Genomic DNA, 18,193 nt, shown 5'->3' with positions numbered 1-18,193 from the left:
ACCAAAAGATTTTGACAAAGTTTCGTTTGAGGAGTAGTATATATATCGTTGTTTTAAACAACCGCAGTTCGTTCATACCATCCTGCGTAACAAAACTAGGAGGAGGAAAATATAATGGAAAATAGTAAAACAGCCACTCAAACTAAATTGTTGGTGGTAAACAGTTTAATTGCAGCTGCATATCTTGCAATTACGATTATTGTAACCCCATTTGCTCAAGGAGCGATTCAATTGCGGGTGTCAGAAAGTCTCAATCATTTGGTGGTCTTCAACCGAAAATTAATGTGGGGAGTTTTAGGTGGTGTCGTCATCTATAATATGCTCTTTTCAGGTTGGCTAGATGTTCTTTTTGGAGGCGGTCAAACTTTGATTGCTTTATCAATTACAGTCCTTTCGGCAAAATGGATTAAAGATGAGAAATTAAGAATGGTATTTAACACGCTCATTTTCTCGGTCACTATGATTTTAATTGCGATTTTAATTAGTATTTTAAGTGGTCAAGCGTTAGGTTCATCGTTTTTCTGGGCAACCTACGGCTCATTATTCATCAGTGAAGCCATTATGATGGGTATTTCAATTCCAATTATGTTAATGGTCAATCAGGCCGTTAAATTTTCAAGATTTTAATAAATTTACAAGAAATGACTGTTGTTAAGGTCGTTTCTTTTTTTATTTTGAAGTGATGTATTATGATGATAATAACAATAGTCTTTGTATCTGAAAGCAATGACTTCGATAGGTATTTCTTTACAAATGCTAAAAATTTCTGTAGATTAAAAAAATAATTTTTTGCAATGAATCTGTTTTTTTAAAAGGAGGTAAATTATGGAATTTATCGCAATAATCATTTTAATATTAATTTCAACGAAATTATTCGGACAACTATCGATCCGTTTAGGACAGCCTGCCGTTTTAGGAAAACTACTCATTGGGATCTTAATCGGTCCTGCTGTCTTAGGCTGGGTGACCGATTCTGAGTTGTTCCAACAATTTTCAAATATTGGTGTTCTACTCTTGATATTTCTAGCTGGGCTTGAAACGGACGCCGAACAATTAAAAGCCAACTGGAAGCCTTCTGTGGCTGTGATGGGGATTATTGTGCCATTTGCGAGTGCCTTTGGTGTCGGTCATTTATTTGGCTTTGATTTGCATCACTCGGTATTTTTAGGTGTGTTATTCTCAGCGACTTCAGTGAGTATTACCGTTCAGGTTTTAAAAGAGATGAAAGTGATGAAAACACAAGAATCAACAACGATTTTAGGTGCAGCAGTTGTGGATGATATTTTAGTTGTCACATTGCTTGCGTTTGTGATGTCATTTATGGGGGGACAATTCGGGTGGCACGTCAATCCCATTGTTATTACTTAAAAAAGCCATTTTCTTTATTGTCGCATTTGTCGTTGGTATCTATGTCGTGCCGCTATTTTTACGATTGGCATCGAAATTTACAGTTACAGCACCACTTGTGACCGGCGCGTTAATCATTTGTTTTGCTTTTGCTTACTTTGGTGAAAGTTTGGGTATGGCAGGAATTATTGGGACTTTCTTAGCTGGTTTGTTCATCTCCCAAACAGAATTTAAACACGAAATCGAAGAGGGAATTGACCCTATTGCGAATTCACTCTTTGTGCCTTTCTTTTATGTAAGTGTTGGTTTGAGTATTTCATTTACAGGTGTCTTAAGTCAAATCTGGTTTTTAGTTGTGGTGACCGTTGTTGCCATCTTCTCAAAACTATTTGGCGGTTACTTAGGTGCGAAAATGACAGGTTTTAACACTGAGTCGTCATTAGCGATTGGTTCGGGCATGATTTCAAGAGGTGAAGTTGCTTTAATCATTGGTACGACAGGTTTAAGTAGTGGTTTACTGTCACAAGAGTATTATACAAGTGTGATAATTTCTGTGATTTTAACAACCTTAATTGCGCCACCAATTTTGAAAAAAGTTTTTAAAAATATTCACGAATCATAACCAATATTAAATAAGACAGTATCTTGATGTGTTCACTAAAATTTAGTCATTTTAGGAGAAACCAAGGTACTGATTTTTATTTCATAAAGTAATAAATTTAGCTGGTTTGTTTATCGTTTTTCAATGAGGTTTGATATAATTGAGAGTACTAGAGATAAGGATGTGGGAAAAATGAGTTATGTCGTAGCAAAAAATGTTGCCAAACGTTATCAAATGGGCGAAACAACGATTGTTGCCAATGATGATATTTCGTTTGACATTAAAAAAGGTGAATTTACCGTTATTTTAGGTCCCAGTGGGGCGGGAAAATCAACTGTTTTAAATATACTAGGTGGAATGGATAGCTGTGATGAAGGTGAGATTTTAATCGATGGTCAAGACATTGCACAATATAGTGCCAAACAGTTAACCCAATATCGTCGTGTAGATGTTGGCTTTGTTTTTCAGTTCTATAATTTGGTGCCCAATTTAACAGCACGTGAAAATGTTGAGTTAGCGTCGCAGGTTACGACGACCGCTTTAGACGTTGATGAAGTTTTACAAATGGTTGGTTTAGAGCATCGCGCGAAAAACTTCCCTGCGCAATTATCTGGTGGTGAGCAGCAACGTGTTGCCATAGCAAGAGCGTTAGCTAAAAATCCTAAACTGTTACTTTGTGACGAACCAACTGGGGCTTTGGATTATGAAACAGGTAAACAAATTCTAACAATCCTTGAAGAAACTTGTCGAAAATACCATACGACGGTCATCGTAATTACGCACAATTCAGAGATTGCTAAAATGGCTGATCGTGTGATTCGTATTAATGATGCGAAAGTTCGTAGCATTGATGTCAATGAACATCCAATCTCCGCGCAAGACGTGACGTGGTAAGAAGGGGAGTGGGAAAATGAAAGCATTACACCGTTCAATTTGGCGTGAAATTTATCAATCAAAAGCTCGATTTTTATCAATTTTACTGATTATCTTATTAGGCGTTAGTTTCTATGCTGGAATCAAAGCCACCGGACCCAATATGCTTAATACAGCAGATCATTACTATAAGAAACAAGATTTGATGGATACAAAAATCACATCACCTTTTGGATTAACAAAAGATGATATTGCTAAAGTGGCCGCAATTGATGAAGTAAAGAAAGTACAGGGTGGTTACTCACTCGATTTAAATGAACCAGATAAGAATCAAGTCGTTCACGTGATGTCTTATGATTTGGATGCGAAGCGTAATTTAAATCAGCCAGTCCTGACGTCAGGTCGCTTGCCAGAAAAAGCTGGTGAAATTGTCCTTGATCAACGAGCAAAAGAATTAAAATTAGCTAAAATCGGTGAAAAACTAGATTGGTCAGAAATCGAAGGCCATGAAAAGTTGAATCAAAAAACGTATGAAGTCGTAGGTTTTGTGAATTCACCACTTTATATTGATAAAATATCGCGTGGTAATACATCGATTGGTAAAGGTTCGATTGATTATTTTGCTTTAATACCACAAACAGATTTTGTTGACGGAGATTTTTCAGAAGCTTTTGTGCAATATAAAGAGACGCCGAAAGAATCAGGTTATAGTGACGGGTATGATCGACTGCAAAGTCGTGATGAAAAATTGGTGAAAAAAGCACTGAAAAAAAGTGCGCGTGATAAATATGACGCGCAAGCTAAAAATTTAGCAGAGGGACAAAAAGAACTGACATTAGGCTTACAAAAATTAGCAGATGGTCAGAAAATAATTGAAACTGAAACTGAAAAAGTTGACACACAAATCAAACAGTTAACACAACAAGGCTTATCAAGCGGGATGTTACCAGTTGAATTAAAAGAAGCTCAAAATAAATTAGCCCAAGAAGCTGATAAAATAGCCGATCAACAACATGAACTTGAAATTAAACAAAGTGAATTAGCAGAATCACAAAATCTTTTTGATAAATTGTCTGCTAAAGATAATATTTATACAAATCGTAAAGATGATGCTGCCTATAAAGAATATCAAGATAATGCAGATCGTTTATCTTCAATCGCGACTGTTTTCCCAGTGTTCTTCTTCCTCATTGCCGCATTAATTTGTTTAACGACTATGACAAGAATGGTGGATGAAAAACGAGGAGAGATTGGTGTCCTAAAAGCTTTAGGTTATACGAATTGGGAAATTTCGCGAAAATTTATTGTCTATGCCATTACCGCAAGTATTACCGGAAGTTTATTAGGATTAGTCGTGGGTTATCATGTCTTTCCAACGATCATCTACAATGCATATGGCAGTCTCTATAATTTGCCTGAATTAATTATTACTTATTATTGGAGTTATTCAATTCAATCAGTTGTTGTGGCACTCCTTTGTACAGTGGTCTCTGCCCTAGTCGTTTTAAGAGTGGATTTATTGAGTACACCCGCAACACTACTGCGTCCGAAAGCACCAAAACCGGGAAAACGCATTTTATTAGAACGCATTCCGTGGTTATGGCGTCGGATGAATTTTAATCAAAAAGTAACCGCACGAAATTTATTCCGCTATAAACAACGAATGTTGATGACCGTCTTAGGCATTGCTGGTTGTGCCGCAATGATTGTGACCGGATTTGGAATTCGAGATGCGATTGGTGATATTGTTGACATTCAATTTTCGCGAATTTGGCATTATGATGCAACTGTCGTGTTAAATGATGATGTAACAAAAGATGGTGGTAAAGATTATCGTGCACAACGTGATGAAATTTCTAATGTGAGCGCTCACTTAGCATTGGCTCAAAAGACAGTGACCGTAGAGAAAAAAGGTGTCACTAGTCAAGATGTGACTTTAGATGTTCCTGAAAAAAATAAAAACCTTGCTGATTTTGTGACATTTAAAGATCGTAAAACTGGGGAAAGTTACCATTTAGATCAAGATGGTGTCATTATTAATGAAAAACTAGCAAAACTCTTTGATGTGAAATCAGGCGATCAACTTAAAATTGTAGACAGTAATAATCGTGAGTATCAAGTAAGAGTGAGTCATATTGTTGAAAATTATGCTTTACACTTTATGTACTTAACACCGGAGTATTATGAAAAAATATTCGCAGAAAAGCCAGAATACAATGTTGATTTGTTGAAATTTAAAAAAGAGCTTAGTGAAACACAAGAGAAAAAATTAGCGCAAGATTTAATGAATTCTGAAAATGTTATGAATGTGACCTACACAAGTGCAATTGGTAAACAAATGGATGATACCATGGGTAGTTTGAATATCGTTGTCTGGGTATTAATTGTCTCAGCTGCATTACTAGCGTTCATCGTTTTATATAACCTAACAAACATAAATATTTCAGAACGGATTAGAGAACTTTCAACCATCAAAGTCCTCGGTTTTTACGACCGTGAAGTTACGCTTTACGTTTACCGTGAAAACAATATCTTAACAATTTTAGGAATTCTATTAGGAAGTGTCTTAGGCAAATTCTTACACAACTTCGTGTTAAAAACAGCTGAAGTCGACATGATGATGTTCCCACCAATCATCCACCCAATCAGCTACCTATACGCCGCCCTCCTAACCATCCTCTTCTCCCTAATCGTCATGTGGTTCATGCACCAAAAATTAAAACACGTCGATATGATAGAAGCGTTGAAGTCAGTAGATTAAAAACAAGGTGATTTTTGGAGCGCTTAGAGGTGAGCGATAAGACAATCCTGATAATTTGACGGTTTTTGTCAAAATATCAGGATTAGCTTATTGCCGAACCTCTGCTCCAAAAATCCCGATAAAACAAGGTGGTGGAGTGAGCGTGTTGGGCAGAGCAGTAAGGCGAGTCTGATAAATTGCCGATTTTTGTCAAAATATCAGGATTGACTTAATGCGGAGGCCCAGCTCACAGAACCCCGATAAAATAAGGTGGTGGAGTAGGTGTTTAGAGGTGAACATTAAGACGAGCTCAACAATCAGGATGCAGTAGTGAAGCCTGTGCTATAATTATTTTGCCTTAAAATACAGTTTTGACCGAAGAGCAAATGTCACACTATTTACCCAAAACTACAAAATAAAAGAGGCTCCCATTTTTTGGGCAAGCCTCTTCATTTTTTATTTTGTTTTTGTCAATTTTGCATTTTTTTGGAACGTTTCGATCAAGTCTAAGGTATAATCAATATTACTTAATGTCTCTTCACTTAACATCGTAATTGATCCATTATTTCTTTCGATGACCGACATCCGTGTTGCAAGGTCATCAAGAGGTAGAGCGTTGTATAAATCGTCTTCTTGCTCAAGTCCAGTTGTTAAATAAAGAATAAGTGCTTCGTAATTATTTTCAATAATTGTTAAGCTGCTAGCAATTAGACGTAATTTTTTATTATCAACATCCACAGCTTTTTTGGATACGATAGTGTCGATTTCTTTACGTTGTTTTTTGACTAGTTTCTTATGATCAACAAGTGTTGTTAAAATCTCATTTCTTTTTTGAACGTTCTTATATAAGAAGCCCTCTTCGTTTTGATAAAAAGTGTCATCAGATTGATCAGCCAAATCTTTATCTAACGTATCTTTGACTTTACGAGTTAGTTCCTCTAATTTTGCAACATCTTTCTTTTGGGCCTTTAAATCGGTCGTAATCGCAGTAGTACTGTCAATGGCTTGGTCTAGTTCTTGCGTCATTCCACAGGCACTTAACGAGAAGAGCACGACCACACTTAAAATAATTGATTTAATAAATTTCAAAAGGGTCCCCTCCTTAGTAACTACTATCATATACGAAAATGACGGGTGATGCTAGTCTAAGAAGCTGGTCTAAACTAAAATTAAAAAAATGAAAAGGAGTCTTTGGATTGAAAATAGGATTACGGACAATAAAAACAGTTATTTCAGTTGTTTTAGGAATCTTAATCGCGAGCGCGTTTGGCTTAGCCTCTGCGCCTACAGCTGGAATTATCGCGTTATTGAGTGTCTCGAATACAAAAAAATCATCCCTTGAATTAGGTGTAGGCAGAATTTTAGCATTCATTGGAGCTGTTTTTATTGCGTGGGTTTGTTATAATTTGATTGGTTACAATGCATACGCTTTTGGTGCATATTTATTGGCTTATATCCCTCTGGCGGTAAAATTCAATGTCCCCGAAGCGATTACAGTGAATTCAGTTTTGATGACAAGTTTTTTAAATGCAAAAAGCATGACATTTGCTCTAATTGGCAATGCCTTTGGATTATTGATTATCGGCATAAGTCTGGCTTGGTTGGCTAATCTTTATATGCCTAATCAGAGTCAAAAATTAGCCGATAATAAAAAGAGTGTCGATGAAAAAATTCAAACATTGATTCTCGAGTTAGCTGACGTATTAACGGCTCAAGGTGAAGTGACAAAATGTGAAACACTATTAGCCGAGTTGTCACATCAAATTGAGAATGGCGAAGCAATTGCAAAAAAGGATCTAGATAATCATTTGTTGTCAGAAGATGTTTATCACCTCAATTATTTTCAAATGCGCCGTTTGCAATGGACGTTACTAGATGACATTTTATTGAAAATTAAAAAGATTGATGTTTCAGCAGAAATTTCTGAAGATGTGGTAAAATTGATGGAGCGAATTGCGACTGAATATGCAGAAACAAATGATGCTAAAGCACTGAAAGAAGCTGCACAAAACACAATGGCCTTTTATCAAGCGAGTCCTTTACCAAAAACGCGAACTGAGTTTGAAAATCGAGCCGTGTTGTTTTTATTACTGCAAGATTTAGAGACATTTGTTTCAATTAAGGTAAACTTCTTTGCGGAATCCAGCCTTGGAGAATAATAGATGAAAGATGATTTTATCGGGTAAAGAGGGTAAAATGAAAATATGAGAAATTTAGAAAGGATGAATTATGATGAATCAAGCGATTGTAAATATTATGGTTGATCGAATTCAAGATCAGTTTTTTAGCGAGAAACTTTTTAGTCTTCAATATTTAGATATTTCATATGAGGAATGGCTCGAGTGGAAGAGTGGGAAAAAAGCACTTTCTGCCGATAAAATGCAAAAGTTAAAAGCTTTGTTTTCGGATTATGAATGGATGTTGATTCAAAAAATAGCACGTCAAACAATCATCTTTCCAGAAAAGCGTAATTATATCGTACCTGAATACAAACGGTTAAAAGCAAGTATTGCTAAAACATGGATCAAGTCAGGTTTAGCAACGGCAGAATTAATAACACAGCAACGCGCTATCCGGGCAGGTGTTGATGAACGAAATAAACGTAATTGTGTGAATTTAAGAATTAGCGTCAATTATCAAGAATGGGGCTATGATGATATTTTAGAATTCTTTATGCCGGAAATTATTCAACAACAAATTATAGATTCTCAAGTTGATCTATTAGAATGGGTTGACGAGAATTTAAGTGAAACTTACATTGAAAAAAATATCGTTGTTGAAGAAGAGCCGATTGAAGAATAAGTTTTAAGTAATTGGGGTCTTGTCGTGGGTGTCAGTTGAGCAATAAACGAGAAGTAGGGAAATTATGGCAAAAAAATATAAAAAAAATTATCGCTCCAAACGAAATGGTCGAGGTCCTTTTCTGATGAGTGTGTTGATTATTCTATTAGGGATTTTCGTGTTTTCATTTACACTGAACCATTTGTTTGATGACAAGGTCCAACCAGTGAATCCTCATGATGATCAAGTAGAAGCGCATGAACAGTTTATTCAGCAACTTCTACCAACAGCAAAACAGTTACAACAAGATTATGGGATTTTGCCAAGTATTGTCATTGGCCAGGCAATTTTAGAATCTGATTGGGGTACCAGTGAATTAAGTGCCCAGTATAATAACCTATTTGGAATGAAATCTTTTAATCCGAATGGAAAATCAGTAAAACTAAAAACACAAGAATACCGAAATGGCAAATGGGAAACTATTGAAGCCAATTTTAAAGTGTATTCAAGTTGGGAAGAAAGTTTAATCGATCATACGAAACTTTTTGTTAAAGGTGTCGATTGGGATCCGTATCTTTATCAAGGCGTTTTGCTAGCAGATGATTACAAAACAGCTGCTAAAGCATTGCAAGTAGCCGGTTATGCAACTGACCCAACATATGCGAATAAGATTATTGACGTGATCGAAGCGAATCAGCTCGCGCAATATGATTAAGCATAAAAATTTTTAAAGTTGATTTAGGGGGAAGTAAGTTGAAAAGTGAAAAATATGTACCGGAAATAATGACAGATTTACGTAAAGATATTTTGAAAGTGCCAAACGTGATTCGTGAGTGTTCAGGCATTCGAATTTTTGGTCGTCGTATCAAATCAATTTGTTATTCAACCGATATTGCTATTATTAAAAATATTGATGCGGATGCAGTCATTGCTGTTTATCCGTTTACGCCACATCCATCCATTACAAAATGTATCGTGGAAGTTGCTGATGTTCCTGTTTTTTCAGGGGTCGGCGGAGGAACAACGCAAGGACACCGTTCTGCAAGTATGAGTATGTTTGCTGAGGCGAATGGTTCACTGGGAGTTGTTGTAAATGCACCTACTCCAACAGAAACCATTGAGGAAATTGCAAAAATGGTGGATATTCCAATTATTGGCACAGTGACATCAGAATTTACTGATGTAGAAGCTAAACTAAACGCCGGTGTGAAGATTTTGAATGTCAGCGGTGGAAAAAATACTGCTCATATTGTGCGTGAAATTCGAAAAAATCATCCTCTTGTCCCTATCATGGCTACAGGTGGCCCAACCGATGAAAGTATTTTGGAGACTATTCACGCAGGCGCCAACGCAATCACATATACAGCGCCAACAAACGGCTATTTATTTAGCAAGAAGATGGAAAAGTATCGTGAAATTGAAGAGGCGCAACAAGAAGAAAAGTAATAGATGAATAGGAATTAGAAAAAATGAAACCAAGAAAAGCCAAACGACAATCAAAATCTTTTTTTGTTTACTTTTTTTTCATTGCGGTTATCTTGATCATTGTCGCAGTAGTAGTAGCGTCATCACTTGTTAAACGTCATGAAGTTGATAATGATAGTATGTATATTCAACTTGAAAAAAAAGACCGTATCTTTTATAAAGAAGATTTTCAACCTCAACGCTTCAATCTTGCATTAGTAAAAGTTGAAGAGGATGTCATGCCACTAAGAATTATCGGATTACCAGGGGATGATGTGAAAGTCACGAATGATATTCTAACAATTAATAAAGAAGAATATTCGGAACCCTACTTAAAGGAGAATTTTTTAACCTTTAAGTCGAAAGCAAAGAATAAACAAGCGTTATATACTGAGAATTTTGATATGCGTAATATTAAAGGAGCCAACGAAGGGACGCAAACTATCCCAGAAAATCACTATCTTGTCTTAGCAGATAATCGCCAAGCAGCTAAAGATAGTCGTCATTTTGGACTCGTGAAACGAGACCAATTAAAAGGGGTTCTTTTAGTGCGATATTATCCATTTAACAAAATTGGACCAGTTACTTAGACGAGAAAAGAGGAACAATGTGAAACCAGCACTTATTATTGCCGGCTCAGATACACTGAGTGGAGGCGGCTTACAGGCAGATGTCAGAACTTTTCAACGCTTTGGCATTACCTCACACCAACTTTTAACGTGTATCGTAACAATGAATCCTCAAAACGAGCACATCTCAATTTTTGAACTAAGCGAAAAAGAAATTAGTACGCAATTAGGAATCCTTAAGACAGTTGGGACATATGGCGGCGTGAAAGTAGGTATGTTAGCTAATCTAAAAGTAGCACATTTAATTAAAGATTTTTTAAAAACAGAAGGCTCTGACAAACCACTTGTCATTGACCCAGTTTTAGCTCTAAAAGAATCTGGTTTTGAGACAAGTGAAACGATTATCCAATTTTTTAAAGACGAATTAATCCCTTTAGCCACGATCATTACGCCAAATCTGCATGAGGCAGAATTATTATCAGGCATATCACCAATTGATACTGTTGCAAAAATGAAGCAAGCGGCGTGTCGTTTAAAAGAATTAGGTACAAAATCTGTGGTAATCAAAGGCGGTTTGCGTTTTCCAGGTATGGAAGCAGTCGATCTTTTTTATGATGGGATCGAGTTTTTAGAATTTCGTGAGTCTAAATTAGCAACTTCGACGAACAACGGAGCTGGTTGTACCTTTGCCTCAGCTATCACTTGCTACTTGATGATGGGACATTCGTTGCCAGATTCTGTGAAACAAGCCAAGGCATTTGTTTATCTGGCAATTGAAAATGGGATTGCATTTTTACCAAACTTAGGTAACGTTTGGCAAGGATTTAGAGAAAGTGAATAAAATTTAATCTTTAGATTTATTTTAAAGTCGGAATCGTGTACACTAGTATTATAAGAAACAAAACAAAAATTATGATCGGTGTAAAATAGAAAGAGGTTATTTTATGAATTTAGTGCGTCAACAAGAATTTGTGCAAGCATTTCACTATGATGCTTTACCAAATGAACATACAGAAGAAACAGCAATTAATGTTAGCCTTAACCCATTTCCAATTGAGGAAGGCACACCTTTAAATCCGGAAAAAGATTCAGTATTAGGTTTAAGAATTGAATTTAAAATTGTGTTAGAAAAAGTGGCCTTATCTGGAGATGTAGCGCAATTTGTACAGTTAATTGATCGTAAAGTCGATAAAATTGAAGATTTTTCGCCTGAAGAAATTAATGAACTTGTACGACCTTTATTTGTTTTAATTGAGCGTTTGGCTTATGAAATTACAGAAATTTCATTAGATGAACCTGGTGTTCAATTAAACTTCTCACCAGAAGCTTAAAACTAAAGTTTGAAGTGTTGCGTTAATGAGCAACACTTTTTCTGCGTGTATAACCATTTTTGTTTTTTTAATATGATATAATTTATTTTAAATCAAAGATTACTACAAGTTGACGTTCGAGTATCAAACGATGACTATGTAAAGAAAAGAGGGCTAGTGATGCTTAATTCAGATATTCGTGTAACAAGTCGTTTATTTAGTAAGGAAAGAAAAAGAGCTACCGAAAAAAGTGAGATTATTCTTTCAGACATTTCTAAAAAACGTCTTGAAAATCAATTAGAGTTAAGTTGGATGAATACCAATCAATTAGAAAAATCATACATTGTCATTGCTTGTCAGGTCATGTTGAATGAGTGGAATCGTTTGTTCCCTGATTTTCGCATTTTCCGCGCGTTTTTAGATTATCAAGAAGCCGGGGAATCATCCTATAATCTGACATTTGAGATCCCACGTACGTTATCTAAAGATGAAATTAAGAGTTTAGTCTCATCAGCTGTTCGTTTGTTAGAAAGTTGCTTAATAAGAGTGACAGAAAGAATGGCTAGACAATCTGCTGAAATGGCAAATCAAACCGTATCAGCAGAAAATTATGGGGTTAATCAAATTGAATTTGATGATCAAGTGCAAAATTATGAGGGCGAAATTCCAGGTATGGATGCGCAACAGTGGATGATCGCCCAAAGTAGTATCTTAAATAGTGATTGGAAAAATGATAATTTAAGATTGCAGGAAACCGTCAAAGAATATTTGAAAGAATTAACGCAAGAAAGAATTGCCAAAGATGAACTTTTACAGAAAAATTCAGACTTGTCGTATCAATTAGAAGAAGCTAAATTATTAAATAAAAAACTCGATCAAGCTAATTTAATTTTAATTGAAGCGGTTAAAAAGGCAAAAGGTAGTAAAAACAAAGGTCATCAAATTGAGGAAATTGATATGGACTTTGTTGATAATGAACTTGAATTAGATGAAACAAAGGATGAAAAACGTACACGTAGACAACGTTATTCAAAACTTGAAAAAGAGAATAAACGCTATCAAGAGATGATTGATCAGTTGTTATCTGAAAAAGAAGCCATCATTCGTGAAGCGCAACAAGATGTGAAGCAACTTGAAGATGAACTAATTGTCATTCAAAAACGCACACACGAAGATGATGCTAAACTAAAAAAACTACTTTCTGAACAACAAATGATGCAAGAACGTGAAGACGCATTGAAAGAGGATTTTGATGTTGTAAATAATAATTTAACGAAAACTAAGGAAGCTTACGCTGAAAAAGTAGCACAGCTTGAAAATATGCAAATTGTCATCGATGAAACTCAAGCTAAGGTATGGCGTTTGGAAACGGATGTTAACGAGTGGAAACGTAAGCATGAGTTTACGCAAAAACAGTTAACAAAAGAACAAACAGAATACGAAGAAGACACGGTGAAATGGGAACATGGATATAAACGTATGGATGAAGCGGTTAGTAATCTGAAAAAACGTGCTTTGAAATATCAACTTCTTTTTGAGGAAGTCGTTAAACGGACGTCTCAACTCGAAAACGAGATTAAACCAGCGCCGGTGACGAGTGAATCAATTGTAATGCAAAACATTTTCAATGAGATTAAAGAAGTACCTTTAACTCTGGAAGAATTAACTGATTTAGATGATCATTATGAACCTGATCCATCAAAAGGTCACGATGTGATGAATGACATGGTTCGAAAAATGACCGTGGATCAAAGTAAGGTTGAAAAAGAGATTTATATGCTCTTTGAAAAATCTAAGAATCCCGTGAATGACGAATTAAAAGTTCCAGAAGAAGAATATGCTTTAGATATGGCAGAACTAACGTACTTGCCTGTTCGTTGGAATAAGATTTATCAGATTAACTTAATCAATAAGAATATGGATTTCTTAAAATGGTGTTTACCATACATCAAAAACTTAGAAAACTTTTGGGATCAAATTGGCGCATTAGTCAAACAACCAATGTTTGAGAATAATGTTGTTCTAATGGACAACCGCACATTTGTATTGCTTAAAGCTTACAGCCAATTGTCAAATTATTTGGATACTTACTATGTAAAACCAGCGCAATATGTCGAACAATATGCAACGAATAAGGGGACGAAATAATTATTATGCTAGATCAACATGTATTGGATATTTTAAATGAAGAGTTACCGCAATATAAAAAAAAACAAGTCGTGACTGTCTTGACGCTCCTAGAAGAAGGGAATACGGTACCCTTTATTGCGCGTTATCGTAAAGATCAAACAGATAGTTTAGATGAAGTGATGATTCGTGAAATTTCAGATCGCTATCATTATGTTGAAAATTTGGTAAATCGGAAGGCAGAAGTGATTCGTTTAATTGAAGAACAAGGTAAATTAAACGATGCTTTACGTAAAAAAATTGAAAAAGCGACTAAAATGCAACAAGTGGAAGATTTGTATCGACCATTTAAACAAAAACGTCGTACCAAGGCAACTATTGCCAAGGAAGCAGGATTGGAACCTCTGGCAGTATGGTTGTTAAGTTTTCCTAAAACAGGTTCAGTTACTGAAAAGGCGACTGAATTTATTAATTCTGAACAGAAAATCACTTCAGCTGAAGAAGCATTACAAGGTGCACATGAAATTTTAGCTGAACAAATTGGTGATAATCCTGAATACCGTAAATGGTTACGCCAATATTTATGGGATTATAGTTTGTTTGTTGTGAAAGAAAAAGATAAAGCCTTGGACGAAAAACAAGTCTATGAAATGTATTATGATTTTTCAGAACAAGTTCATAAATTAGTGCCCCATCGTATTTTAGCTGCTAATCGCGGTGAAAAAGAAGGCATTTTAAAAGTCAGTCTTGATATTGATGAAGAAAAAATTGAAAAATATTTTGCTCGTCATCTGATTAAAGACGAAGCAAGTATAGCAACAGCTTATATACAAGAAGCGTATCGTGATAGTTACAAACGTTTTATTCGCCCGAGTATTGAGCGTGAAATTCGAAATGAATTAACTGAAAAAGCTGAAAAACAAGCTATTTCAATTTTTGGTGAGAACTTACGTCATTTATTGTTACAATCACCGTTAAAAGGTAAAGTTGTCTTAGGTTTTGACCCAGCTTACCGTACTGGTTGTAAATTAGCAGTCATGGATGCGACTGGAAAAGTTTTAGCGATTAAGGTCATCTACCCGCATAAACCATCTGGTGCTGCCAAAAAGGCAGAAGCAGGTAAAGAATTCTTGAAGTTAGTCGAAGAATTTAATGTGGATATGGTCGCAATTGGCAATGGAACTGCGAGTCGTGAGTCAGAATTATTTGTTTCTGAAGAATTAGCTAAATTAAAACGTGATGTTTATTACGTGATTGTCAATGAAGCCGGTGCTTCTGTCTATTCAGCGAGTGATGTTGCTCGTGAAGAGTTTCCAGATCTACAAGTTGAAGAACGTAGTGCCGTAAGTATTGGGCGTCGTTTACAAGATCCATTAGCTGAATTGGTTAAAATTGAACCGAAAGCAGTTGGCGTGGGACAATATCAACATGATGTGTCACAAAAATTGTTAACAGAACAATTAGATTTTGTCATTGAAACAGCAGTTAACCAAGTAGGTGTCGATGTCAATACTGCGAGTGCGCAATTACTGCAACATATTTCTGGTTTGAATAAGACAACGACAAATAATATTGTCCGTTTCCGTGAAGAAAATGGTGTCTTTACCAATCGTAAAGAATTGAAAAAAGTACCACGCTTAGGACCAAAAGCTTACGAGCAATCAATTGGTTTCTTGCGTATTCCTCATGGTGATAACTTGTTAGATCAAACAGGAATTCACCCGGAAAGTTACGCCGTAGTTAAAAAACTATTGAAAAGCTTAAAATTAGCAATCGATGATCTTGGCACAGAGGAAGCAAAACAAAAGATTCAACATGTTGATGCCACAACGATGGCTGCAGAGCTAGAAATTGGTTTAGAAACATTTGAAGATATTCGTAGTGCGTTACTCCAACCAGGCCGTGATATGCGTGATGACATGCCAGCTCCGTTACTTAGAAAAGATGTTTTAAGTATGAAAGATTTACAACCAGGTATGGAGTTAACAGGGACTGTTCGTAATGTCGTTGACTTTGGTGTCTTTGTTGATATCGGTGTGAAACAAGATGGTATGGTGCATATTTCTAAGCTAAGCGATAAGTTTGTTAAACATCCAACTGATATTGTCGCAGTCGGTGATATTGTTAAAGTTTGGGTTGAGAGTGTTTCGTTAGAAAAACAACGCATTGCCTTAACAATGCTACCTGTAACAAAATAAAATAGGAGAATGGTGATATGAGTCAAGAAGAGTTACAAACTTTAGTGGAACAGATATCTAGAGATGTCTTTAAACGCGAGTTTCGACACACTGCCATTTTCAATAAACGATTAAAAACAACTGGTGGTCGCTATCATTTAAGCGACCACCATTTAGATTTTAATCCACTAGTTCTCGAAAAGCATGGAATGACTGAGCTTGTTGGTGTTATTAAACATGAATTATGCCATTATCATTTACATTTGGAAGGTAAAGGCTACCGTCATCAAGACGTAGATTTTAAAAAGTTGTTGCAAGAAACGGGAGGTAGCCGTTATGTTAAAGCCATGCAAACACCTACTGAAATGTATAGTAAATTATATCAATGTACCACTTGTCAAAAAAAGTATCCACGAAGAAGACGAATGAACACGAACCGCTATCGTTGTCAGTGTGGGGGACGCTTAGAAGAGTTGACAAATACGAAATAAACCATTATATTTTAAGAAGATTCTTTTTAGCATCGATGATGGAATTGGCAGACATGCAAGACTAAGGATCTTGTGCCCAATTACGGGCGTGAGGGTTCGACTCCCTTTCGATGCATCAATTGAATTTTGTAAAAAAGGCCTTTGCTTGGTTTTAATTAACGAGCGAGGGCCTTTTTTTGTAAAAAAATAAAACGAATGACCATTTTTTCATTAAAAGTATAAAAACTAAAACAAATGAATACGGTATTTATTACCTTTAAAAAAACAAAAAATGTTAAAAATACTAAAACTCAGTTTAAGCCCGTCATTACTGTAATAGCTTTTGGAAACGCTTGCTAAAAAAGATAAAATACATAATTCACAAACTAATAATTCCAAGTCTATGCTATGATAATTCTAAGACTCTACTTGAAATTATGTTGACATTTTATTTAAAACGCGTTATATTGAAAGTGGTTACAACCAGATGGTTATGATAACTTAAATTGAAAGGAGAGATACGATGATTAATTGTATCGTAACGGGGCATGGAGAGTTTTCAGTAGGGTTAACTCATGCTTTAGAAATGATAGCTGGTCCACAAGCAAATATGGTAGCGTTGCCATTCAGAGAGGAAGATCCTCTAGAAACTTACGTGGATAATATGGCAAATCTAAAAACTAAATTGACTGAGGATTCAGATACTCTCTTTATTTTTACAGACTTACTTGGGGGAACACCTTTCAATCAGGCAATGTTGTTAAAAGGCGACAATCCAAACATTTCTGTAATTGCCGGTACAAATTTACCAATGCTTTTAGAATTTATGGGTCAAAACTTGATGGGAACTACCCCAGCTGAAATTTTAACTCAAATTATTGAAAGCGCTAAAACTGGTATGGTTGTTGGCGAATTAAAAGCGGCTGAAGAAGTCGATGAAGTGGATGGCATTTAATATGTGGCAGAACATACTTTATACGTCCATAGCAATTATTATTATTATTATCGTGACACTTGGTATTTTTTATTTAGTGAACATGAAAAATTTGAAAGCACAAAAAGCCCACTTTAAAGATTTACATCAAAATTTAAAAGTCGGTGATCGCGTTTTAGTTCTAAATGGTATTTATGGAGAGGTAGCTAAAATTAGTGATGAAATCATTGATTTAAGACTGAAATCGGGTCAACTGATGGAAGTTTCGCGATACTCAATTTCAAAAATAATTAAAGATTAGTTAGGGGATAGGAAAATGGCAAATATTTTATTAACAAGAATTGATAACCGTCTAATTCATGGACAAGTAGCAACACAATGGTGTGGCACAATCGGTGCGAACTTAATTTTAGTGGCCAATGACCGCGTTTCAGAAGACAAAGTGAGACAAGGCTTAATGGACATGGCGGCGCCAACTGGGGTAGCAACACGTTACTTCAGTATCCAAAAAACAATTGAAATTATCCACAAAGCGGCTGACCGCCAAAAAATATTTATCGTTGTTGATTCACCAGAAGATGCATTAAAATTAGTAGAAGGGGGAGTTACTGATATAAAGAAAGTCAACATTGGTAATATGCATATGGCTGAAGGTAAACGTCAAGTGGCAACAACTGTTGCGGTAGATGACAAAGACGTGGCAGCATTTAAACGTCTTGAAGAACTTGGCGTAAAACTGGAAATTCAACGTGTACCGTCAACTGCAGTGGAAGATATTTCAAAACTTTACAAATAAAGAA

Annotated in this window: 19 protein-coding genes and 1 tRNA gene; 19 read left to right on the top strand and 1 reads right to left on the bottom strand. The window is 35.7% G+C overall.

The genetic code is table 11. From position 1 onward, the window contains the following. Positions 1-114: 114 nt before the first annotated feature. The 5 genes from ESZ54_RS00855 to ESZ54_RS00840 all read left to right on the top strand — a co-directional run bounded on the left by ESZ54_RS00855 (position 115) and on the right by ESZ54_RS00840 (position 5,582). Positions 115-627, top strand: coding sequence for a QueT transporter family protein (locus ESZ54_RS00855; RefSeq protein ID WP_136135779.1), 513 nt, complete (start codon positions 115-117; stop codon positions 625-627). 198 nt (positions 628-825) lie between these two features. Next, positions 826-1,368, top strand: coding sequence for a cation:proton antiporter domain-containing protein (locus ESZ54_RS12610; protein ID WP_239433715.1), 543 nt, complete (start codon positions 826-828; stop codon positions 1,366-1,368). Further along, the gene (locus ESZ54_RS12605; RefSeq protein WP_239433714.1) at positions 1,355-1,969 is read left to right on the top strand and encodes a cation:proton antiporter; all 615 of its coding nucleotides are present in this window, start codon (positions 1,355-1,357) and stop codon (positions 1,967-1,969) included. The genes ESZ54_RS12610 and ESZ54_RS12605 overlap by 14 nt, the downstream gene beginning before the upstream one ends. A 171-nt stretch (positions 1,970-2,140) precedes the next feature. Next, positions 2,141-2,842: an ABC transporter ATP-binding protein gene (locus ESZ54_RS00845; RefSeq protein WP_136135778.1), complete on the top strand. Its 702-nt coding sequence runs from the start codon at positions 2,141-2,143 to the stop codon at positions 2,840-2,842. 16 nt (positions 2,843-2,858) lie between these two features. Next, a complete protein-coding gene (locus ESZ54_RS00840; RefSeq protein ID WP_136135777.1) occupies positions 2,859-5,582 on the top strand; it encodes an ABC transporter permease in 2,724 nt (907 codons plus the stop codon). Positions 5,583-6,017: 435 nt separating this feature from the next. On the opposite strand, the gene ESZ54_RS00835 is transcribed toward ESZ54_RS00840, so the two are convergent. Next, positions 6,018-6,650, bottom strand: coding sequence for a hypothetical protein (locus ESZ54_RS00835; protein ID WP_136135776.1), 633 nt, complete (start codon positions 6,648-6,650; stop codon positions 6,018-6,020). Positions 6,651-6,757: 107 nt separating this feature from the next. Between ESZ54_RS00835 and ESZ54_RS00830 the strand changes: the two genes are divergently transcribed. The 14 genes from ESZ54_RS00830 to agaV all read left to right on the top strand — a co-directional run bounded on the left by ESZ54_RS00830 (position 6,758) and on the right by agaV (position 18,189). After that, positions 6,758-7,720, top strand: a complete 963-nt coding sequence (locus ESZ54_RS00830; RefSeq protein WP_136135775.1) for an aromatic acid exporter family protein — start codon at positions 6,758-6,760, stop codon at positions 7,718-7,720. A 73-nt stretch (positions 7,721-7,793) separates the two neighbouring features. Beyond that, entirely contained in the window at positions 7,794-8,363 is a 570-nt protein-coding gene (locus tag ESZ54_RS00825) for a hypothetical protein (protein WP_136135774.1), read from the top strand. Positions 8,364-8,424: 61 nt separating this feature from the next. After that, entirely contained in the window at positions 8,425-9,057 is a 633-nt protein-coding gene (locus ESZ54_RS00820) for a glycoside hydrolase family 73 protein (RefSeq protein WP_204249494.1), read from the top strand. Positions 9,058-9,125: 68 nt separating this feature from the next. Beyond that, positions 9,126-9,788 carry a beta/alpha barrel domain-containing protein gene (locus ESZ54_RS00815; protein WP_136135826.1) on the top strand — a complete coding sequence of 221 codons (663 nt, stop codon included), beginning with the start codon at positions 9,126-9,128 and terminating at the stop codon, positions 9,786-9,788. A gap of 23 nt (positions 9,789-9,811) precedes the next feature. Then, entirely contained in the window at positions 9,812-10,396 is a 585-nt protein-coding gene (gene lepB, locus ESZ54_RS00810) for a signal peptidase I (RefSeq protein ID WP_136135772.1), read from the top strand. A 19-nt stretch (positions 10,397-10,415) separates the two neighbouring features. Further along, the gene (locus ESZ54_RS00805; RefSeq protein ID WP_162615046.1) at positions 10,416-11,216 is read left to right on the top strand and encodes a hydroxymethylpyrimidine/phosphomethylpyrimidine kinase; all 801 of its coding nucleotides are present in this window, start codon (positions 10,416-10,418) and stop codon (positions 11,214-11,216) included. A 103-nt stretch (positions 11,217-11,319) separates the two neighbouring features. Beyond that, complete coding sequence (locus ESZ54_RS00800; RefSeq protein WP_136135770.1) at positions 11,320-11,706, top strand: DUF1149 family protein; 387 nt, start codon at positions 11,320-11,322, stop codon at positions 11,704-11,706. A gap of 159 nt (positions 11,707-11,865) precedes the next feature. Then, on the top strand, positions 11,866-13,833 hold the full coding sequence (locus tag ESZ54_RS00795; RefSeq protein ID WP_136135769.1) for a coiled-coil domain-containing protein: 1,968 nt from the start codon (positions 11,866-11,868) through the stop codon (positions 13,831-13,833). A gap of 5 nt (positions 13,834-13,838) precedes the next feature. Next, positions 13,839-16,010 carry a Tex family protein gene (locus ESZ54_RS00790; RefSeq protein WP_136135768.1) on the top strand — a complete coding sequence of 724 codons (2,172 nt, stop codon included), beginning with the start codon at positions 13,839-13,841 and terminating at the stop codon, positions 16,008-16,010. 17 nt (positions 16,011-16,027) lie between these two features. After that, positions 16,028-16,480, top strand: coding sequence for a SprT family protein (locus tag ESZ54_RS00785; RefSeq protein WP_136135767.1), 453 nt, complete (start codon positions 16,028-16,030; stop codon positions 16,478-16,480). A gap of 29 nt (positions 16,481-16,509) precedes the next feature. Continuing rightward, positions 16,510-16,595: transfer RNA gene (locus tag ESZ54_RS00780), tRNA-Leu, on the top strand. A gap of 387 nt (positions 16,596-16,982) precedes the next feature. Continuing rightward, positions 16,983-17,414 (top strand): PTS sugar transporter subunit IIA, encoded by a 432-nt coding sequence (locus ESZ54_RS00775; protein ID WP_136135766.1) that lies wholly within the window; start codon positions 16,983-16,985, stop codon positions 17,412-17,414. After that, positions 17,404-17,694, top strand: a complete 291-nt coding sequence (gene yajC / locus ESZ54_RS00770; protein ID WP_204249490.1) for a preprotein translocase subunit YajC — start codon at positions 17,404-17,406, stop codon at positions 17,692-17,694. Before ESZ54_RS00775 ends, yajC begins: the two co-directional genes overlap by 11 nt. 15 nt (positions 17,695-17,709) lie before the next feature. Beyond that, positions 17,710-18,189 carry a PTS N-acetylgalactosamine transporter subunit IIB gene (gene agaV, locus ESZ54_RS00765; protein WP_136135764.1) on the top strand — a complete coding sequence of 160 codons (480 nt, stop codon included), beginning with the start codon at positions 17,710-17,712 and terminating at the stop codon, positions 18,187-18,189. Positions 18,190-18,193: the final 4 nt, after the last annotated feature.

The sequence above is a fragment of the Vagococcus silagei genome (assembly GCF_004795745.1).
Taxonomy (GTDB): domain Bacteria; phylum Bacillota; class Bacilli; order Lactobacillales; family Vagococcaceae; genus Vagococcus; species Vagococcus silagei.
Note: the sequence above shows the minus strand (reverse complement) of the source record. Positions and strands in the feature narration are given on the sequence as shown.